The sequence below is a fragment of the Demequina pilifera genome, assembly GCF_048814985.1.
Classification (GTDB): domain Bacteria; phylum Actinomycetota; class Actinomycetes; order Actinomycetales; family Demequinaceae; genus Demequina.
Genome location: NZ_JBMDTW010000006.1, coordinates 159,421 through 177,328 on the forward strand (window position 1 = coordinate 159,421; position 17,908 = coordinate 177,328).

The window sequence follows — 17,908 nt, forward strand, 5'->3', positions numbered from 1 at the left end:
TCTTCCTCTCCGAGATGCTCGGTACAGGCATGCTCATCCTCCTCGGAGGCGGCGTGGTGGCGAACGTCCTCCTCGCCAAGTCCAAGGGCATCGACGGTGGCTGGCTGCTCATCAACTTCGGATGGGGCCTCGCGGTGTTCTCGGGCGTCTTCGTGGCCTTCTCCTCGGGAGGCCACATCAACCCCGCCGTGACGGCCGGCATCTGGGCCTCCGGGGCCGAGGAGTTCGGTCCCGGCATCGAGGTCAGCGCCGGCAACTTCGTCGCCTACGTCGGCGCCCAGCTCGTCGGTGCCTTCCTCGGCGCCGTGGTGGTCTACCTGGCCTACAAGAAGCACTTCGACGAGACCCCCGACTCAGGGGCGAAGCTCGCCATCTTCTCGACGGGTCCGGCGATTCGCTCGTACGGGTGGAACACCGTCACCGAGGTGATCGGCACCTTCGTGCTGGTGTTCGTGGTGCTGAGCTTCGGCAACTGGCCGGGTGACCTGGGCCCGCTCGCCGCCGCCCTGCTGGTGACCGGCATCGGCGCGAGTCTTGGCGGACCCACCGGCTATGCCATCAACCCGGCCCGCGACCTCGGGCCACGCATCGCACACGCACTGCTGCCCATCAAGGGCAAGGGCGGTTCCGATTGGAGCTACTCCTGGGTTCCCATCGTGGGACCGCTCATCGGCGGCGTGGCCGGCGGTCTGCTCGCCGGCGCGATCTACTAGCGGGCCTGCGGCGACGCCGCGACCGCGCACCATACCTCTAGAGATAAGGACAGCACCATGAGCGACTACATTCTGGCGATCGACCAGGGCACCACGAGTTCGCGCGCGATCGTCTTCGACCACTCGGGCTCGATCGTCTCGAGCGGTCAGAAGGAGCACGAGCAGATCTTCCCCCAAGCGGGATGGGTCGAGCACGACCCTCACGAGATCTGGACCAACGTGCGGGAGGTGGTGGGTCTCGCGCTCACCAAGGCCGACCTCACGCACGACAACATCAAGGCGGTGGGCATCACCAACCAGCGCGAGACCGCTGTGGTGTGGGACAAGACCACCGGGAAGGCCGTGTACAACGCCATCGTGTGGCAGGACACGCGCACTCAGAAGATCATCGACAAGCTCGGCGGCGACGAGGGCGCCGACAAGTACAAGGAGCGCGTGGGCCTGCCCCTCGCGACCTACTTCGCGGGCCCCAAGGTCATGTGGATCCTCGAGAACGTCGACGGCGCGCGGGAGAAGGCGGAAGCCGGCGACCTGCTCATGGGGACCATCGACACGTGGGTGCTCTGGAACATGACCGGCGGCAAGAAGGGCGGGGTCCATGTCACCGACGTGACGAACGCCTCCCGCACCATGCTGATGGATCTCACGACCCTGTCCTGGGACGAGTCCATCGCGGCCGACATGGGCATCCCACTCTCGATGCTGCCGGAGATCCGGTCCTCAGCCGAGGTCTACGGGGAGGGCAGGCGGGGAGGCCTGCTGCCCGAGGTGCCGATCGCGGGCATCCTGGGGGACCAGCAGGCGGCGACCTTCGGTCAGGCGTGCTTCGAGATCGGGATGGCGAAGAACACGTACGGCACCGGCAACTTCATGCTGATGAACACCGGTGAGGAGCTGGTGCCATCCAAGAACGGGCTGCTGACCACGGTCTGCTACAAGATCGGCGACAAGCCCGCGATCTACGCTCTCGAAGGTTCCATCGCCGTGACCGGTTCGCTGGTGCAGTGGTTGCGCGACAACGTGGGTCTCATCAAGTCCGCCGCGGAGATCGAGAAGCTCGCGGCCGAGGTCGACGACAACGGTGGAGCGTACTTCGTACCGGCGTTCTCGGGGCTGTTCGCTCCGTACTGGCGGTCGGACGCCAGGGGAGCCCTGGTCGGCCTCACCCGCTACGTCACAGCCGGGCACATCGCGCGAGCGGCTCTTGAGGCGACGGCGTACCAGACTGCGGAGGTGCTCGACGCGATGCGCGCGGACTCCGGCGTGGAGCTCACCGAGCTCAAGGTCGACGGCGGCATGGTGGTGAACGAGGTACTCATGCAGTTCCAGGCGGACATCCTCGACGTCGAGGTGGTGCGCCCCAAGGTCGCCGAGACGACGGCGCTCGGCGCGGCCTACGCGGCGGGCATCGCCGTGGGGTATTGGGACGGTGAGCAGGACGTCATCGACAACTGGGACGAGGACAAGCGGTGGCGTCCGGACCTCGACGATGACGAGCGTTCGCGCCTGATGCGCAATTGGAAGAAGGCGGTCACCAAGACCATGGACTGGGTCGACGACGACGTCAGCTGAGCGAGCCCCGAGGGCGTCGCAGCGCCGCCGCCGGGCGCGTGTCGGTGCGGGGATCTAGCCTGGCGACATGAGCACACCTCGATGCGGCGTCTGCGGGGCGGACGTGACTGAGGCCGGCGCGCTGGTGGACTTCCTCCCGCGCGAGTCTGACCTCTCGTGGCATGAGCAGTGGAGCGACGGCTACGAGGTCACGCCCTCGGGGGAGGCGCCGGAGGCAGCGTGGCTGTGCCGCCGTCACGTCGACTGCGGCCGCCTGCTGGCGACGCGGCTGGACATCGTTCGAGGGCTGGTCCTGTTGCGTGAGGCCGATGCCGGGGTCGAGGTCCGCGGCCAACTCGCCACGACCATCGGCATCAGCGAGTGGGAACGCGTGCTCCGTCGCGCGCTGCCGGACTTCGCGATCGAGATCGGCAGCGAGAACGTCGAGATCGACGAGGACTGGCAGACGAGCTACTGGGAGGACTCGGAGATCCCGGCCGGCGCGAGCAACAGCGTCGAGTGCACGAGCTGGGGCGTGAAGGGCGACCGGTCGATGGTCAACATCGACCGCACCACGATCTACTGGCGCGGTGGGGGCGTGGCGCGCACCGACATCCATATCGGATCGATCACGCCCCATGCGCCGGGGTGGTCGGTGTGGGCCACGCCCGATGCCGGGGCGGATCGTTTCGGCTCCGAGCACCTGAGCGTGAGTGGGGAGCCGTCGCCCCTGATGGAGGAGCTGTTGCACCGGTACGGGCTCAAGGCGACGCGCGTGCGCCCCTGAGGGAGTTCCTCACGGCTCATGCACACACGGCTCATGCACACATGGCTCATACACACCGAAGCGGCGGGGGGCAAAGGCCCCCGCCGCTTCGGCCGTCAGTCGGCTCGGTGAGTATCAGTCCTGGTTGCGGTCGGTCGCGTCGTTGTACTTCTCCGCGACAGCGTCCTTGCCGTCCTCCACCTTGTCCTTGGCGGCAGCCTTGCCCTGGTCCGTCTTGCCCTCGGCCTCGAGCTGCTCGTTGTCCGTCGCCTTGCCGGTGCCTTCCTTGACCTTGCCCTTGGCGTCCTCGGCTGCGTTGCTCAATCGGTCGGTTCCACTCATGTCGGTTCTCCTTGCCCGTCGTAGGGGTCCCTCTCAAGCGTCAACAGCCGTTGACGTTCCGGCTATTCCGCCTCAGCGAGAGCCGGACAGCAGCGCCGCGACCGCGGCTGGAAGCGCGGCCGCCACGTCGAGAGCCGTGACCGGGCCACCGGGAGTCGCTGTCTCCGCCGCCCGCGCGTGCACCCACGCGGAGCTCGCCCCCGCATCGGCCGCCGACAGCCCTGAGGCGAGGAGCGTTCCGGCGATCCCGGCCAGCACGTCGCCGCTGCCCGCGGTCGCCAGCCACGGGGGCGCGCTCGGAAGCTCCACCACCGCGCCTCCGGGCGAGGCGACGATGGTTCGCGCCCCCTTGAGCAGCACGGTCGCGCGCGCAGTCTCCGCCAGCAGGCGCGCGTGGCCGGCACGGTCGGCGGCGATGTCCATGACCGTCGCATCGTGGCGCAGCGCACCGAGCGTGCGCATCAGTTCCTCCGCGTGAGGGGTGAGCAGCACGCGGTCCGCTGGGGCCTCCCGCGAGCCCGATGCGCGTGACCGTGCGACGGCCTCCAGGGCCCCCGCATCCACGACCATCGGCAGCCCCGAGGCCATCACGGCGCCGATCGCCGCATCCTGCTCCGGGTGGTCGGCGACGCCAGGCCCCACCACCCAGGCCTGCGCACGCGGAAGGGATTCGGCAGCGTCGCCGGGATCGTGGACCACGCATTCGGGGCGGTGCGCGAGCACCAGGTCCTGCGCGCGTCGGGGGCCGACGTAGCGAATCATGCCGGCTCCAGCCCGTGCCGCGCCCGAGGCGACCAGCACGGCCGCCCCTGGATACGCATCCGACCCGGCTACCAGGCCCACGACGCCGCGAGAGTACTTGTCCGCATCGGCGCCGGGCACAGGCCAGCATTCGCGGACCTGGTACGCGCCCCATTCACGAGGAGTGCTCACCCATCCAGACTGGCACATGGTGCGCCGCGCGCGCGTCGCATGCCCGGCGCGACTCCCGGCGCGCGCCGCGCGCGTGAGAGAATGCGCGGCATGGCTATGCGTGACATCCGGGTGACCGGAGACCCCGTCCTGCGCACCGTGTGCGATCCCATCACCGAGATCGACGACCGCGTCCGCACACTGGTCGAGGGCCTCCTCGAGACCGTCGACCACGAGGGCCGTGCAGGCCTGGCGGCGAACCAGATCGGCGTCGGCCTGCGGGCGTTCTCGTGGAACATCGACGGCGAGGTGGGGTACATCCTCAACCCGGAGATCGTGGAGCGCAGCAGCGACCTGCAGGAGCTCGGCGACGAGGGCTGCCTGTCAGTGCCTGGCCTCTGGTACCCGTGCGAGCGTCCGTCCTACTCCAAGGCCGTGGGCACGGACCTGGACGGCGCGGAGGTCGTGATCGAGGGCGAGGAGATCTGGGCCCGCCTCATCAACCACGAGGTGGACCACCTCGACGGCAAGCTCTACCTCGATCGGCTGGCGCGGGACGTCCGCAAGCGCGCCATGCGCGAACTCCGCGAGTCCCTCGAGGGCTAGCGGGGAGTCAGCGGCGGGGCACGCCCACCTGGGCCACGACCACGCGCCCGGCCGATGCGGCCGCTGGCTGCTCGACCAGGCACGGCTTGGGCGCGGTGAAGGTGACGGTCACATCGGCTCGCACGTGCGGCGCGTCCGCGGCACCCGAGTCGACGTCGAGCCCGCTGGGCAGGTCCACCGCGACCACCACCGCGCTCGCGGGGATCGAGGCGACCAGCGCATCGGCGGGGGGCCGCAGTCCAGGGTTCGCTCCCACGCCCACGATGCCGTCGATCACCAGGTCCGCCTCCTCGATGGCGCGCAGCGCGGCCGCGTCATCGCTCGCGCTCACCTCGAGCACACGTGCTCCCGCCGCCTCGCATTCGCCGCGCCCCATGTCGTGCGCCTGCGATGCCACGAGGATGGCGGTGGTGTCCGCGCCCCGATAGTGCAGTCGGGCGCCCGCGAGCAGCGCGTCGCCGCCGTTGTTGCCACTGCCTGCGAGCACGACCACCCGGGATCCGTGCGTGCGTCCGAACCGCTGCGCCAGGAGGGACTCGCACTCAGCCGCGACCGCATCGGCCGCCCGGGCCATGAGCACTGGCTCGGTGACGGTGCGCATTGCCTCGCGCTCCGCGTCGCGGACCTGCTGCGCCGTCATCACGTGGGAAGAGGTCGTGGGGCCGGGCATGAGTCCAGGGTTCCACATGCCGTGCGCGGCCGCTGGAGTTATCGGCGCACATGAGGCACCATAGGAGCACACACCTGGTGCAGCCGGGTTGTCCTTCGAGGTCGTAGGGGAAGACGTACCTCACTAGGAAGGATGGGTCATGGCTGCGATCACCCGAGGTGTCCTTTTCGTGCATTCGGCGACACGCGCGATGTGCCCGCACATCGAGTGGGCCGCCCAGTCTGTGCTGGGCGCGCGCGCCTCGTTCGAATGGACGGATCAACCTGCCGGCTCCTCTCTGTACCGGGCCGAGGTCGCCTGGCAGGGCACCCCCGGCACAGGAGCGCGCCTGGCATCGGCTCTGCGCGGTTGGGAGCACGTGCGCTACGAGGTGACCGAGGACCCGTCCTTCGGCTCGGACGGCGGTCGCTGGTCGCACACCCCATCGCTTGGCATCTTCCACGCCGTCACCGACGTGCACGGCAACATCGTGGTGCCCGAGGACCGCATTCGCGCGGTGCTCGAGGCCGGTGCGTCCGTCGCGGAGTTCAAGCGCGCGATGGACCTGGCGCTCGGCGCTGCGTGGGACGAGGAGCTCGAGCCCTTCCGCTACGCCGGTTCGGGCGCGCCCGTGCGTTGGCTGCACCGCGTTGGCTGACCACGCGATGCAGGAACTCGCTCACGAAGAAGTCCTCACTCTCCAGGCGATGGAAGAGGCCATGTGGCGGGCCGAGACGCGATTCGACCCGCGCTTCATGGACGCGGTGCTCGCTGCGGAGTTCACTGAGGTGGGCCGCTCGGGCCGCACCTACTCACGAGACGAGATTCTGGCGCTGAAGGAGACGGAGATCGACGTCGATCTGCCGCTGACCGGCTTCTCCGCGGTGGCGATCTGCGAAGACGTGGCGCTCGTGCGCTATACGTCGGTGCCGACCAGGGCCTCTCGTGGCGAGGCGCACCGCACGTCGGTGTGGGTCAACGACGGCCGCTGGCGGCTGCGGTTTCACCAGGCGACGCCCACACACATCTAGCGCCGCCGGTCCGTCCCGAACATCGATGGCCTCGACACTCCGCCCGCTGGCCCCGATTGGAGCCACTCAACGGCGCCCCTGACGCCAGAATGTTCGAGACGGTTCGCGCGATCGAGTTAGGCGGAGCCGAACACCAGCGCCACGTTGTGGCCACCGAACCCGAACGAGTTGTTGATCGCGGCGAGCTGGCCCTCGGGGAGCTCGCGCGGCGTGTCCCGCACCAGGTCGAGTTCGAGCTCCGGGTCGGGAGACGTCACGTTGATGGTGGGGGGAGCGGTGCGCGTCTCGAGGGCCTTGATGGTGAACACCGACTCGAGTGCGCCGGCGCCGCCGAGCAGGTGGCCCGTCATCGACTTGGTCGCGCTGAGCGCCACCTGGTCCGCGTGCGAACCGAGCAGGGCGCGAATGCCACGTGCCTCGATCATGTCCCCGACGGGGGTCGAGGTGGCGTGAGCGTTGACGTGCGCCACGTCGGTGGTGGACAAGCCGGCTCGCTGGAGGCTGAGCTCCATGGCGCGCGTCTGCCCCGTGCCGTCCGGCTCGGGGGCGGCGATGTGGTGGCCGTCGGACGTCATGCCCACACCCAGTACCCGCGCGTAGATGTGCGCTCCACGGGCCTTGGCGTGCGCCTCGGACTCGAGCACCACGACGCCTGATCCCTCGCCGAGCACGAACCCGTCTCGGGAGGTGTCGTAGGGCCTGGAAGCGCCCGCGGGATCGTCGTTGCGCTTGGACAGCGCGGCCATCGCGGCGAAGGCGCTGATGGGCAGCGGGTGGATCGCGGCCTCGGTGCCGCCGGCGACCACGATGTCCGCGCGACCGGACTCGATCATCTCGAACCCCATGCCGATCGCCTCGGCGCCGGAGGCGCACGCCGACACCGGCGAGTGCGAGCCTGCGCGCGCCTTGAGCTCGAGCGACACGTACGCGGTGGGGGAGTTCGGCATGAGCATGGGCACGGTGAGGGGGAGCACACGCGCGGCGCCCTTCTCCTTCATCGTGTCCCAGGCGCTCAGCAGCGTCCACACGCCGCCGATGCCCGAGGAGACCACGGCGCCCAGGCGCTCGGGGTCAACCTCGGGCGATCCGGCGTGGGCCCACGCCTCGCGCGTCGCCACGATCGCCATCTGGGCGCTCGGGTCCATGCGCTTGGCTTCGGGCCGCGACAGCACCTCGAGGGGCGACACCGCCAGCTGACCGGCGAAGTTGACGGCCATGCCGTACGTCTCCGCCCAGTCGTTGTCGAGGGTGCGCACGCCGGACCTGCCGGCGAGAGCGCCCTCCCAGGTCGTGGCGACGTCCCCGCCGAGAGGCGAGGTCGCTCCGAGTCCAGTGACGACGACAGTCATGGTGTTGCTCCAGAGGGGATCGGGGATGTGGGGGTGTGTCAGCCCTGCGCGGCGGCGATGAAGTCGACGGCGTCGCCGACGGTGGTGAGGTCCTTGACCTTCTCGTCCGGGATGCGCACGTCGAACTTCTCCTCAGCGAGGGTGACGATCGTCATCATCGACAGCGAGTCGATGTCGAGGTCATCCGTGAAGGACTTGTCGAGCTGGACCTCGGCCGTGTCGAGGCCGGTCTCCTCGGCGACGATCTCAGCGAGTCCTTCGAGAATCTCATTCTTGTCTGCCATGTGTCTCTCCTTGTGGTGGTGATGCGTTCGCATCGGGTTCGTATGGAACGGTGAGAAGCCTAGTTCGGTGTCCGCCGCTAGGGCAGGACCACCACCTGCGCGGCGTAGACCAGGCCCGCGCCGAAGCCGATCTGGAGCGCGAGGTCGCCCGAGTGGGCGTCCCCGTCGCGCAGCAGCCGCTCGGTCGCCAGCGGGATGGAGGCGGCGGAGGTATTGCCGCTGTCGACGATGTCCTTGCCGACCGCGACGTGTGCAGGCAGGCCGATCTGCTTGACCAGCTGGTCGATGATGCGCACGTTGGCCTGGTGCGGGATGAAGGCCTTGATGTCCTCGGGCGTCACTCCAGCGGCGGCGATCGCCTCGAGGGCCACCGGCGCCATCTTGAACGACGCCCACTTGAAGACGCTCGGTCCCTCCTGGTACAGCGTGGGGAACGCGGTGTCGGGGTCGTCGCGGACGTCGAGCCACGAGGACGTCTGACCGATGAGGGGTGCTCCGGAGCCGTCGGAGCCCCACACGGTGGGGCCGATGCCGGGACTGTCGGAGGGGCCGATGACGACCGCACCCGCGGCATCGCCCAGCAGGTAGGAGATCGAACGGTCCGCGGGGTCCACGTAGTCGCTCATCTTCTCGGCGCCCACCACCAGCACGTGGCGCGCATTGCCCGCCCGCACCAGCGCATCGGCCTGGCCGATGCCATAGCAATAGCCGGCGCACGCGGCGGAGATGTCGAAGGCCGCGCCCGTCGAGCCCAGCCGGTCGGCCAGCACGGGCGCCCCGCCTGGGGTCATGTACGGGTGCGTGATCGTCGACAGGATCACCGTGTCGACGTCGGCGGCGTCGATCCCCGCCTGGGCGATCGCGTCTCGCGCGGCAGCCTCGGAGAGGTCGATGACCGAGGTCTCGCGGTTCGCGCGTACACGGGTGACGATCCCGGTCATCTTGCGGATCCACTCGTCGGACGAGTTGATCGGCGCGATGATGTCCTCGTTGGGCACCGCGGTCTCGCCGCGGGCGACGCCGAGCCCCATGATGCGCGTGAACTCGGGTCCACGTCGAATGTTCAGTGTTGTCACGCGTGCTGCTCCAGAAGCTCTCGGGCGGCGGGGAGGTCGTCGGGCGTCTTCAGCGCGACCGCGGGCATTCCCTTGAGGGAGCGCTTGGCCAGGCCGGTGAGGACGCCGCCGGGCGCGACCTCGAGGATCGCGGTCACACCGAGTTCGAGCATACGCGCCTGGCAGAGATCCCAGCGGACCGGGTTCGCGACCTGGGCGACGATGCGCTCGAGAGCGCCAGTGCCGCTCGTCACCTGGGTGCCGTCCGCGTTGGTGAGCAGCGCGGACTCCGGGTCGCGCGGCGAGGCCGATGCGGCGGCGTCGGCGAGTGCGGACACAGCGGGCTGCATGTAGGAGGTGTGGAACGCGCCGGCGACCTGGAGGGGGATCACCCGGGCGCGGGCCGGGGGGTCCGCGACGAGGGCCTCGATGCCGGCGCTCGCGCCTGCCGCCACGATCTGGCCTCCGCCGTTCATGTTGGCGGGGGTGAGCCCCAGTTGGTCGAGCCTGTCCAGCACGTCCTCTTCGACCCCGCCGAGGATCGCAGCCATCGAGGTGGGCTCGGCGGCGGCAGCCGCCGCGGCCATGGCGCGGCCGCGCACGGAGACGAGTCGCATGGCCTCGGAGTCGTCGATCACGCCGGCTAGCGCGGCGGCGCCGAGTTCCCCCACGGAGTGGCCGGCCACGAGCCCGGCTGCGGCGTCGCCCAACGCCTCACGCGCGGTCGCCAGGCCGGCGGCGACCAGCAGCGGCTGCGCGATCGAGGTGTCGCGGATGGTCTCCGCGTCCGACGTGGTGCCGTGGGCGACGAGGTCGACATCTGTGGCATCCGACAACTCGCGTATGCGCGCGGCGACGTCGGGGAGGGCGAGCCAAGGCTCGAGCATTCCCGGTGTCTGGGCGCCTTGTCCGGGGAAGAGAACGGCGATCATGTGTCTAGCATCTCCTATCCAGCGGGTGACGACGGGGGTGTGGCCCACCGTATCGCCAGCCGCAGTTTGTAGGTTCGCTACAAAGGTGTGTGTGTCGAGTCACGGAGGCGACCCAGTGCGAAGGCCGTCTCGAGGACGTGTGCGTCGCGCGTGGAGAGCACATCCCAGCCGGTGAGCTGGGCGACCTTCTTGAGACGGTAGCGGACGGTGTTGGGGTGGACGAACATGGTGCGCGCCGCGAGTTCGAGCGAGCGCCCGCAGTCCAGATAGGTGGCGATCGTGTCGGCGAGCGCACCGCCCGCGCGCACGATCGGGTCGTACGCGATCGCGACGAGCCGCTCGCGGGCCATGGTGTCTCCCACCAGCACGCGTTCGGGCAGGAGGTCGTCCGCGCTGACCGGGCGGGGAGCGATGGACCACGCGGGGGCGGCCACGACGCCGGCGAGGGCGGCGCGAGTCGCGCGCGCCACCTCGACCAACGTGATGGCGGCGGGCCCGATCACGACGGGGCCGGGACCGAAGCTGCTGAGCAGGTGGCTGGTGAGAGTGCCGTGGTCGTCGTCCGAGCGCGCGATCACCACCAGGTCGTCGCCATGGATGCCCACGAGCGCGCCCGGTGCCGCCCGACGGATCGTCCGCCGCAGCTCGGCGGACTGGACCTCGCCCAGCGTGCCGTCGGTCAGCCCCACCATGACGAGCGTGGGGCCGGGCTTCCATCCGAGCGCGGCGGCGCGTGAGGGCAGCCCCTCGTCCACCTCGCCGCGCACCAAGGCATCCACGACGAGCGCCTCCAGCCGAGCGTCCCATGCACCCCGGGTCTCCGCCGCGCGGGCGTACACCTCCGCCGCGCTGAACGCGATCTCCCTCGAGTAGATCAGGATCGCCTCGCGGACGTCGCGCTCGGCGCCGGGAGAGGCGAACTCGTCGGAGTGGCTCTCGACCACGCGCACGACGGTGCGGATCACGCTCAGGGTGTGCTGCAGGGACACGGACCTCGTGAGCTCGGTCGGCGCCGCAGCGAAGACCTCGGTCGCGCTGCGCTGGCTGTGCTGCGGGTCCGCGTACCAGGACACGAACGAGTCGATGCCGGCCTGAGCCACCGTGCCCACCCACGAGCGCTCCTGCGCGGGCAGCGACCGGAACCACGAGTAGTCGGAGTCCAGGGTGGTGAGCGCCGCGGTCGCGAGCCGTCCCGTGGCGGCGCGGAGCCTGCGCAGGGTCTCGGCGCGCGCCTGGGTCGTGGACATGGCGCCAGCATAGGACCGCTTTGTGTGCGAGGCACAAGGGCGGCGCGCTGATACACCCCAATCTGCCCGTGAAGGAGCCGAGGATCCCTCCGGAGATTGTGGATCCCTACCAATGCCGACTGCGGCGCGCTCACATCCCGGCCGGAAACGCTGGCCCGTCGACAGCGATGGGGTTAGCGTGAGACCAGACTCGTAAAGGAGCGATGACATGACCGAAGCACGACCGAAGCCCCTGGTGGGCGCGTTTCTGGGGCTGCTGCTCGGCCTCGTGGTGATGGCACTGCTGACGGTGCTGGGGGTGCTGCCCCCCGACCGGCTGCCGCTGTTCGGCATCGTGGCCCTGTCGGTGATCCTCGTGGCGACGCTGCTGACGCAGCGCATGGCGCTGGCGAAGGCTCGCCTCGTCACCGTGATCGTCATCGGCGCCGTGCTGGGAGGCGTCGGGCTGGCCGGGATTCCCGAGATCATGCGCGGCGGGTCCGTGGCCTCGGGATGCCTCGCCACGGCGACGTCCTCTCTCGAGACCCAGGCCGTCGCGCCGGAGGACACCACCGCGATCGACCCGTTCCGGGTCACCACCACCGACACCGTCGCGTGGACGACAACCTCGGACAGCGCCGTCACCAACGCGGATGCGCAGACGTCCGTCCTGGTGGGCGGCTTCGCGATCCCGCTGCGCAACTCGACGTTCGCGGAGGCTCCCGAGCTCACCGAGTGGAGCGGCGAGACCTCGGTCCAGAGCCAGCTGGATCAGATCCAGGACGCCTCGGGGATGCTCCTGACCGGCACGTACCACCTTGCCGCCACCGTCGACACGGACGCGGAGGAGTGCTCGGGCGATGCCTACGTGCGCATCGAGCCCACCGGCACGTTCGACGGGCTGCTGCTCGTGCTGCTGTGGAGTCTGCTCGCGGTGGTGCTCATCACGATCATCGTGCTGGCGGTGGTGGTCCGGCGTTCGATCAGCGACTCGGATGCCACGCTGGCGATGGTGGGCACCTCGGCGATTCCCGGCGGCACCTCGACCTCGCCCCCGGCCCAGGATCGCCGGCCCGCCCCGGATGCAGCGGAGGCCCCCGCCCAGCCCACGGGCGCGGATGACTCCAGGTCGGGCGCAGGTAAGGACGGCGACCGGGGCCGCGCCTCGGGTGGCGATGGTCGTCCCGAGCGCAAGGATTCCGCCGACCGTGCGGGCAGCACCCGCGACTCATCAGCCGCCCAGGATCGTTCCTCAGCGCAGGCGGAGACGCCCGGCGACGAGGACGGTCTCGCGCGCTCCCCATATGCGGCCCCCGCAGATGCGGATGGCACACCTGAGGACGGCGAGGGCGATGAGCCCGTGTCCGACGACGCGACGGCGCAGGAGGGCCCGGCGGCGGAGGAGGCGGCGGACGAGGAGAGTGCTCAGGACGAGACGCCTCTCGAGGAACGCGAGGGCGTGGATCAGACGGCCGATCCAGCCGAGTCCGATGCGCCCCCGCTGGCGGACGAGGCCGCCGCTGCAGACGAGCCCACGCCGGCAGACGAGCCCACGCCGGCAGACGAGCCCACGCAGACCGAGGGCGACGAGGAGGGCGACGAGCCCGAGGGCCCGCGCACTACCTGACCCGAGGACAAAAGGCGACGGCCGATGCGCGGATCACCCGCGCATCGGCCGTCGCCTTGTCCGTTGAGGTGCCTGGCGGCTAGGCGTCGCCGCCCGCGTTGCCCGAGGTGCCCTTGGTGACGTCGTGGAGCTCGTAGCGGTCAATCGCGTCCTGCACCTTGCTGCGATCGATCTCGCCGCGCTTGGCGAGCTGCTGGAGCACGCGCACCGCCGTGGACGGGCCGTCGATCTTGAAGTAGCGACGGGCGGCGGCGCGAGTATCGGAGAAGCCGAAGCCGTCGGCGCCCAGCGTCGCGTAGTCGCCGGGGACCCAGGCGCGGATCTGATCCGGGATCAGGTGGTCGTAGTCCGATGTCGCCACGAACGGACCGTTGGAGTCCTGGAGCTTCTGCGTCAGGTACGGCACGCGGGGCTCCTCCTCGGGGTGCAGGAATTCGTGCTGGTCGGCGTCGAGGGCGTCGCGCCGCAGCTCGTTCCACGAGGTCACCGACCACACCGTGGCGCGCACGCCGTAGTGGGCCGCGAGCAGCTCCTGCGCCTCGAGCGCCCACGGCACCGCGACGCCAGAGGCGAGGATCTGCGCCTCGGGGCCGTCGCCCTCGGGCGCCTCCGCGAACTTGTAGATGCCCTTCAGCAGGCCCTCGACGTCGAGGTTCTCGGGCTCCTTGGGGTGCTGGATCGGCTCGTTGTACACCGTGAGGTAGTACATGACGTTGGGGTCGCGGCCGGTGTCTGGGCCGTACATGCGCTCGATGCCGTCCTTGACGATGTGCCGGATCTCGTAGCCGAAGGCCGGGTCGTACTGGACGACGGCGGTGTTGGTCGCCGCCAGGATGGGGGAGTGGCCGTCGCCGTGCTGCAGGCCCTCGCCGGCGAGCGTGGTCCGGCCGGCGGTGGCGCCGATGATGAACCCGCGGGTCATCTGGTCTCCGGCGGCCCAGAACTGGTCGCCCGTGCGCTGGAAGCCGAACATCGAGTAGAAGACGTAGAACGGGATCAGCGGCTCGCCGTGAGTCGCGTACGAGGTGCCGACGGCCTGGAACGCGGCGGCGGAACCAGCCTCGTTGATGCCGGTGTGCATGATCTGCCCGGACTCGGACTCCTTGTAGCTGAGCATGAGCTCGCGGTCCACGGGCAGGTAGTTCTGCCCCCGGGTGTTGAAGATCTTCGCGGACGGGAAGATCGAGTCGAGTCCGAACGTGCGTGCCTCGTCCGGGATGATCGGCACCAGGCGGTGGCCGAAGCCCTTGTCCTTCACGAGGTCCTTGAACAGGCGCACGAAGGCCATCGTGGTGGCGATCTGCTGCTTCCCCGATCCCTTGGCGAGCAGCTCGTACGCCTTGTCGTCGGGCATGTCGATCTGCTTCTTGCTGTCGCGGCGCTCGGGCACGAACCCGCCCAGCTCCTTACGACGTCCCAGCATGTACTTGATCGCCGGGTCGTCCATTCCCGGGTGGTAGTACGGCGGGTGGTAGGGGTCTTCCTCGAGCTGCTCGTCCGTGAACGGGATGTCGAACGTGTCGCGCAGCACCTTGAGGTCGGCGGCAGCGAGCTTCTTCATCTGGTGGGTCGAGTTGCGCGAGGCGAAGTTCGCTCCCAGGCCGTAGCCCTTGATGGTCTTCGCGAGGATGACGGTGGGCTTGCCGTTGGCGCCGGCAGTGGCCTTGAGGTAGGCGGCGTACAGCTTGCGGTAGTCGTGGCCGCCGCGCTTGAGCGCCCAGATCTCGTCGTCCGTCATGTCCTTGACGAGCTCCTTGGCGCGGGGGTCGCCGCCGAAGAACTGGTCCCGGATGAAGGCGCCGGACTCGGCACGGAACGTCTGGAAGTCGCCGTCAGGAACCGTGTTCATCAGGTTGACGAGCGCGCCGTCGTCGTCGCGCACCAGCAGCGGGTCCCAGTTGCGTCCCCACACCACCTTCAGGACGTTCCATCCGGCTCCGCGGAAGTACGCCTCGAGCTCCTGGATGATCTTGCCGTTGCCGCGCACCGGACCGTCGAGCCGCTGCAGGTTGCAGTTGACGACGAAGGTGAGGTTGTCGAGGCCCTGGTTGGCGGCGAGCTGGAGCATGCCGCGCGATTCGGGCTCGTCCATCTCGCCGTCGCCGAGATACGCCCACACATGCTGCTGCGATGTGTCCTTGATGCCACGCAGGTGCAGGTAGCGGTTGGTCCATGCCTGGTAGATGGCCGATGCCGGGCCTAGACCCATCGAGACCGTGGGGAACTCCCACAGCTTGGGCATGAGCCGGGGGTGCGGGTAGGACGGCAGGCCATAGCCCGACGCCGACTTCTCCTGGCGGAACGAGTCGAGGTCCTCCTCGGACAGTCGCCCCTCCATGTATCCGCGGGCATAGACGCCGGGAGCGGCGTGGCCCTGGAAGTAGACCTGGTCGCCACCGCCGGGGTGGTCCTTGCCGCGGAAGAAGTGATTGAGGCCAACCTCGTACAGCGTCGCGACGGACGCATACGACGAGATGTGGCCGCCCACACCCTTGTCGCCCGCCTGGGCGCGCGTCACCATGACGGCTGCGTTCCAGCGGATCCAGCCGCGGTAGCGGCGCTCGATCTCCTCGTCGCCGGGGAACTCGGGCTCGTTGGCGACGTGGATCGTGTTGACGTACGGGGTGTTGAGGCTCAGCGGCACCGACAACTGCTTGGCAGCAGCGTGTTCCACCATGCGGTCGAGCATGTACTCGGCGCGCGACTCACCCCCGGTCTCGATGAGTCCGTCCAGAGACTCGAGCCATTCGCCGGTCTCGCTGGGGTCCTTGTCAAGCTCGCCGTGTGATGCCACCGGTGACCTTTCTGTTGGGCGCGGGGTAGTGCGCCGGTGCTGCGTGGGTTGGGGGCGGGTGTGCCGCCGCTCCCGCCATTCTGGCCATTTCTTGACCGAATGTCACGCTGGCCCCCACCGCCAGCAGCGGTGCTGCGGCTACCAGGCGTTGCCACCATCTGTCACCGGGCCGTACTGTGAGCCGTGAGCGTGCGACTGCACGCAGCAACGACGAAGGGAGCAGCGCCGCCGTGGCGACAGAAGACGGTGCACGCACCGTGGACACTGGGATCATTGACCGATTCGGACTCGAGCGGGGCACGGTCCTACAGGAGTTCGGCTACGACGACGATGCCGACGACGCCTTGCGCGCCGCCATCTCGGATGCGACGGGTGAGGAACTCGTCGACGAGGACTTCGGCGACGTGACCGATGGCGTTCTCCTGTGGTTCCGCGATGGGGACGACGACCTCGCCGACCTGCTGATGGACGTCCAGGCTCTCCTGGACGACGGTGGGAACGTGTGGCTGCTGACCCCCAAGGCCGGAACGACGGGACACGTGCTGCCAGGGGACATTCAGGAATCGTCCTCACTGGCAGGGCTGCATGCGACCTCGACCTTCATGGCCGGGGAAGGGTGGTCGTGCACGCAATTGGTGGAGAAGGGCCGTTCCAAGTGACGAGTCCCCTCGTCGGCACCGAGGCACCCGATTTCACTCTCACCGACCAGCATGGCCGCCGCGTCTCGCTGAGTGACCACCGCGGCAACGCGGTGCTGCTGGTGTTCGTGCCGTTCGCGTTCTCTGACGTGTGCACGAACGAGCTCGTCGACCTGCGGGACGCGCCGGATCTGGCCGAGGGCCGCGACCTGGAGGTCGTGGTCGTCTCGTGCGACTCGATCTACACCCTCAAGGCGTGGGCGGACGCGCACCACTACACGCCACCCCTGTTGAGCGACTTCTGGCCGCACGGTGAGGCGTCGAGGGCGTATGGAGTGTTCAACGACACGAAGGGCCTGGCGACGCGAGGCACGTTCCTCATCGATGCGTCGGGCACCGTGGCCTGGTCCGTCGTGAACTCGACGGGGGAGGCGCGCGACGTGGACGACTATCGCGTCGCGATCGCGGACCTGAAGTAGCAGCGCGCGCGGGCGGGGCTGACCCCCACCGCGCGCCGATGCGCCACAATGGGGCGCGGGCCCTTAGCTCAGTTGGTTAGAGCACTGCGTTTACACCGCAGGTGTCGTCGGTTCGAGTCCGGCAGGGCCCACGGAGAGATCTGACGGAGGGACCCCAGCCGTGGCAGAGCCGATGGGCGAGAGGTACGACTCCTACGCAAGGCGCGTGGATACCTGGATGGCCGTCCTCGCGATGGTGTTCCTGCTCGTGTGGTCCGCACGCATCATCTTCTACGACTCGCTGCCCTCGGGCGTGCGGGCGTCGACGCTGGTGGTGCAGGGCTGGATCTGGCTGGTGTTCATCGTCGACATCGTCATCCGCACTCTCATCTCGCAGCGCTCATGGCGATACCTGTGGACCCACCCGCTGGATGTCATCGCGGTGCTGGTGCCGGCCGCGCGCCCGCTCAAGGTGCTCACCGCCTTCACGCAGGGGGCCGCGTTCTCCAGCGCGCGTGGGCGGGTCAAGACCATGCAGGCCGTCGTGGTGTCGGTCGTGCTCCTGCTGTGGATCGGGTCGGTGGCCGTGCTGTCCGCCGAACGCGAGGTCGCGGACTCAGCGATCAACAACTTCGGCGACGCACTGTGGTGGGCGATCGTGACGGTCACCACCGTGGGCTACGGGGACTTCTCGCCGGTGAGCGTCACCGGCCGAGTGGTCGCTGTGGTGATGATGCTCGTGGGGATCGCGCTGATCGGTGTGGTCACCGCGTCTGTCGCCGCGTGGTTCGTCTCCAAGACCACGGGCGAGGAGGAGCGCGAGCAGGAGCGGCAGGACGTCGGTCGCCACGATGAGCTCACCGAGCGGATCGCGCGCCTCGAGGCGAAGATCGACGCGCTCGCGGGCGCTGACTCTCCGGTGGCGGATAGCGAGCGTGGGCCCGGCGCCGGCTCCTAGCCGCGTGCGCCGCGCGA

General features: G+C 69.3%; 19 protein-coding genes and 1 tRNA gene. 11 read left to right on the forward strand and 9 right to left on the reverse strand.

The features are described from left to right. Positions 1 to 14 precede the first annotated feature (14 nt). The 3 genes from ACNI14_RS11970 (at position 15) to ACNI14_RS11980 (ending at position 3,051) form a co-directional block, all read left to right on the forward strand. Positions 15 to 713, forward strand: coding sequence for an MIP/aquaporin family protein (locus tag ACNI14_RS11970; RefSeq protein ID WP_420520340.1), 699 nt, complete (start codon positions 15 to 17; stop codon positions 711 to 713). A gap of 57 nt (positions 714 to 770) precedes the next feature. Continuing rightward, positions 771 to 2,285, forward strand: a complete 1,515-nt coding sequence (glpK, locus tag ACNI14_RS11975) for a glycerol kinase GlpK (protein WP_420520273.1) — start codon at positions 771 to 773, stop codon at positions 2,283 to 2,285. A gap of 67 nt (positions 2,286 to 2,352) precedes the next feature. Then, on the forward strand, positions 2,353 to 3,051 hold the full coding sequence (locus ACNI14_RS11980) for a hypothetical protein (RefSeq protein WP_420520274.1): 699 nt from the start codon (positions 2,353 to 2,355) through the stop codon (positions 3,049 to 3,051). A 114-nt stretch (positions 3,052 to 3,165) separates the two neighbouring features. Here ACNI14_RS11980 and ACNI14_RS11985 read toward each other — a convergent pair whose 3' ends face one another. Both ACNI14_RS11985 and ACNI14_RS11990 read right to left on the reverse strand, forming a co-directional pair. Further along, the gene (locus ACNI14_RS11985) at positions 3,166 to 3,372 is read right to left on the reverse strand and encodes a CsbD family protein (protein ID WP_420520275.1); all 207 of its coding nucleotides are present in this window, start codon (positions 3,370 to 3,372) and stop codon (positions 3,166 to 3,168) included. A 72-nt stretch (positions 3,373 to 3,444) separates the two neighbouring features. Further along, entirely contained in the window at positions 3,445 to 4,305 is an 861-nt protein-coding gene (locus ACNI14_RS11990; protein WP_420520276.1) for an NAD(P)H-hydrate dehydratase, read from the reverse strand. A gap of 90 nt (positions 4,306 to 4,395) precedes the next feature. Between ACNI14_RS11990 and def the strand changes: the two genes are divergently transcribed. Next, positions 4,396 to 4,890, forward strand: coding sequence for a peptide deformylase (gene def / locus ACNI14_RS11995; protein ID WP_420520277.1), 495 nt, complete (start codon positions 4,396 to 4,398; stop codon positions 4,888 to 4,890). 7 nt (positions 4,891 to 4,897) lie between these two features. On the opposite strand, the gene ACNI14_RS12000 is transcribed toward def, so the two are convergent. Beyond that, positions 4,898 to 5,560, reverse strand: coding sequence for an NAD(P)H-hydrate epimerase (locus ACNI14_RS12000; RefSeq protein ID WP_420520278.1), 663 nt, complete (start codon positions 5,558 to 5,560; stop codon positions 4,898 to 4,900). Between the two features lie 139 nt (positions 5,561 to 5,699). Here ACNI14_RS12000 and ACNI14_RS12005 point away from each other — a divergent pair, with 139 nt between their 5' ends. Both ACNI14_RS12005 and ACNI14_RS12010 read left to right on the forward strand, forming a co-directional pair. Beyond that, positions 5,700 to 6,197, forward strand: coding sequence for a DUF3145 domain-containing protein (locus ACNI14_RS12005; RefSeq protein ID WP_420520279.1), 498 nt, complete (start codon positions 5,700 to 5,702; stop codon positions 6,195 to 6,197). Then, positions 6,190 to 6,570: a nuclear transport factor 2 family protein gene (locus ACNI14_RS12010; RefSeq protein WP_420520280.1), complete on the forward strand. Its 381-nt coding sequence runs from the start codon at positions 6,190 to 6,192 to the stop codon at positions 6,568 to 6,570. Before ACNI14_RS12005 ends, ACNI14_RS12010 begins: the two co-directional genes overlap by 8 nt. Positions 6,571 to 6,686: 116 nt before the next feature. Here ACNI14_RS12010 and ACNI14_RS12015 read toward each other — a convergent pair whose 3' ends face one another. From ACNI14_RS12015 to ACNI14_RS12035, 5 genes are all read right to left on the reverse strand, one after another. Then, complete coding sequence (locus ACNI14_RS12015) at positions 6,687 to 7,919, reverse strand: beta-ketoacyl-[acyl-carrier-protein] synthase family protein (protein WP_420520281.1); 1,233 nt, start codon at positions 7,917 to 7,919, stop codon at positions 6,687 to 6,689. Between the two features lie 38 nt (positions 7,920 to 7,957). Beyond that, positions 7,958 to 8,203 (reverse strand): acyl carrier protein, encoded by a 246-nt coding sequence (locus ACNI14_RS12020; protein WP_420520282.1) that lies wholly within the window; start codon positions 8,201 to 8,203, stop codon positions 7,958 to 7,960. 77 nt (positions 8,204 to 8,280) lie between these two features. Next, positions 8,281 to 9,234 (reverse strand): beta-ketoacyl-ACP synthase 3, encoded by a 954-nt coding sequence (locus ACNI14_RS12025; RefSeq protein ID WP_420520341.1) that lies wholly within the window; start codon positions 9,232 to 9,234, stop codon positions 8,281 to 8,283. 41 nt (positions 9,235 to 9,275) lie between these two features. Next, positions 9,276 to 10,190 carry an ACP S-malonyltransferase gene (locus tag ACNI14_RS12030; protein WP_420520283.1) on the reverse strand — a complete coding sequence of 305 codons (915 nt, stop codon included), beginning with the start codon at positions 10,188 to 10,190 and terminating at the stop codon, positions 9,276 to 9,278. A 77-nt stretch (positions 10,191 to 10,267) separates the two neighbouring features. Then, positions 10,268 to 11,437: a PucR family transcriptional regulator gene (locus ACNI14_RS12035; protein ID WP_420520284.1), complete on the reverse strand. Its 1,170-nt coding sequence runs from the start codon at positions 11,435 to 11,437 to the stop codon at positions 10,268 to 10,270. Positions 11,438 to 11,645: 208 nt separating this feature from the next. On the opposite strand from ACNI14_RS12035, the gene ACNI14_RS12040 reads away from it, so the two are divergent. Beyond that, entirely contained in the window at positions 11,646 to 13,043 is a 1,398-nt protein-coding gene (locus tag ACNI14_RS12040) for an ICP22 family protein (protein ID WP_420520285.1), read from the forward strand. A 79-nt stretch (positions 13,044 to 13,122) separates the two neighbouring features. Here the strand turns inward: ACNI14_RS12040 and aceE are convergent, their stop codons facing one another. Continuing rightward, positions 13,123 to 15,837, reverse strand: a complete 2,715-nt coding sequence (gene aceE / locus ACNI14_RS12045) for a pyruvate dehydrogenase (acetyl-transferring), homodimeric type (protein WP_420520286.1) — start codon at positions 15,835 to 15,837, stop codon at positions 13,123 to 13,125. A gap of 230 nt (positions 15,838 to 16,067) precedes the next feature. Between aceE and ACNI14_RS12050 the strand changes: the two genes are divergently transcribed. The 4 genes from ACNI14_RS12050 to ACNI14_RS12065 all read left to right on the forward strand — a co-directional run bounded on the left by ACNI14_RS12050 (position 16,068) and on the right by ACNI14_RS12065 (position 17,891). Then, the gene (locus tag ACNI14_RS12050; RefSeq protein WP_420520287.1) at positions 16,068 to 16,496 is read left to right on the forward strand and encodes a DUF3052 family protein; all 429 of its coding nucleotides are present in this window, start codon (positions 16,068 to 16,070) and stop codon (positions 16,494 to 16,496) included. Continuing rightward, complete coding sequence (locus tag ACNI14_RS12055) at positions 16,493 to 16,954, forward strand: peroxiredoxin (RefSeq protein WP_420520288.1); 462 nt, start codon at positions 16,493 to 16,495, stop codon at positions 16,952 to 16,954. Before ACNI14_RS12050 ends, ACNI14_RS12055 begins: the two co-directional genes overlap by 4 nt. A gap of 57 nt (positions 16,955 to 17,011) precedes the next feature. Then, positions 17,012 to 17,085 (forward strand) — tRNA-Val (locus tag ACNI14_RS12060). A 29-nt stretch (positions 17,086 to 17,114) separates the two neighbouring features. Beyond that, positions 17,115 to 17,891 (forward strand): potassium channel family protein, encoded by a 777-nt coding sequence (locus ACNI14_RS12065; protein ID WP_420520289.1) that lies wholly within the window; start codon positions 17,115 to 17,117, stop codon positions 17,889 to 17,891. Positions 17,892 to 17,908: the final 17 nt, after the last annotated feature.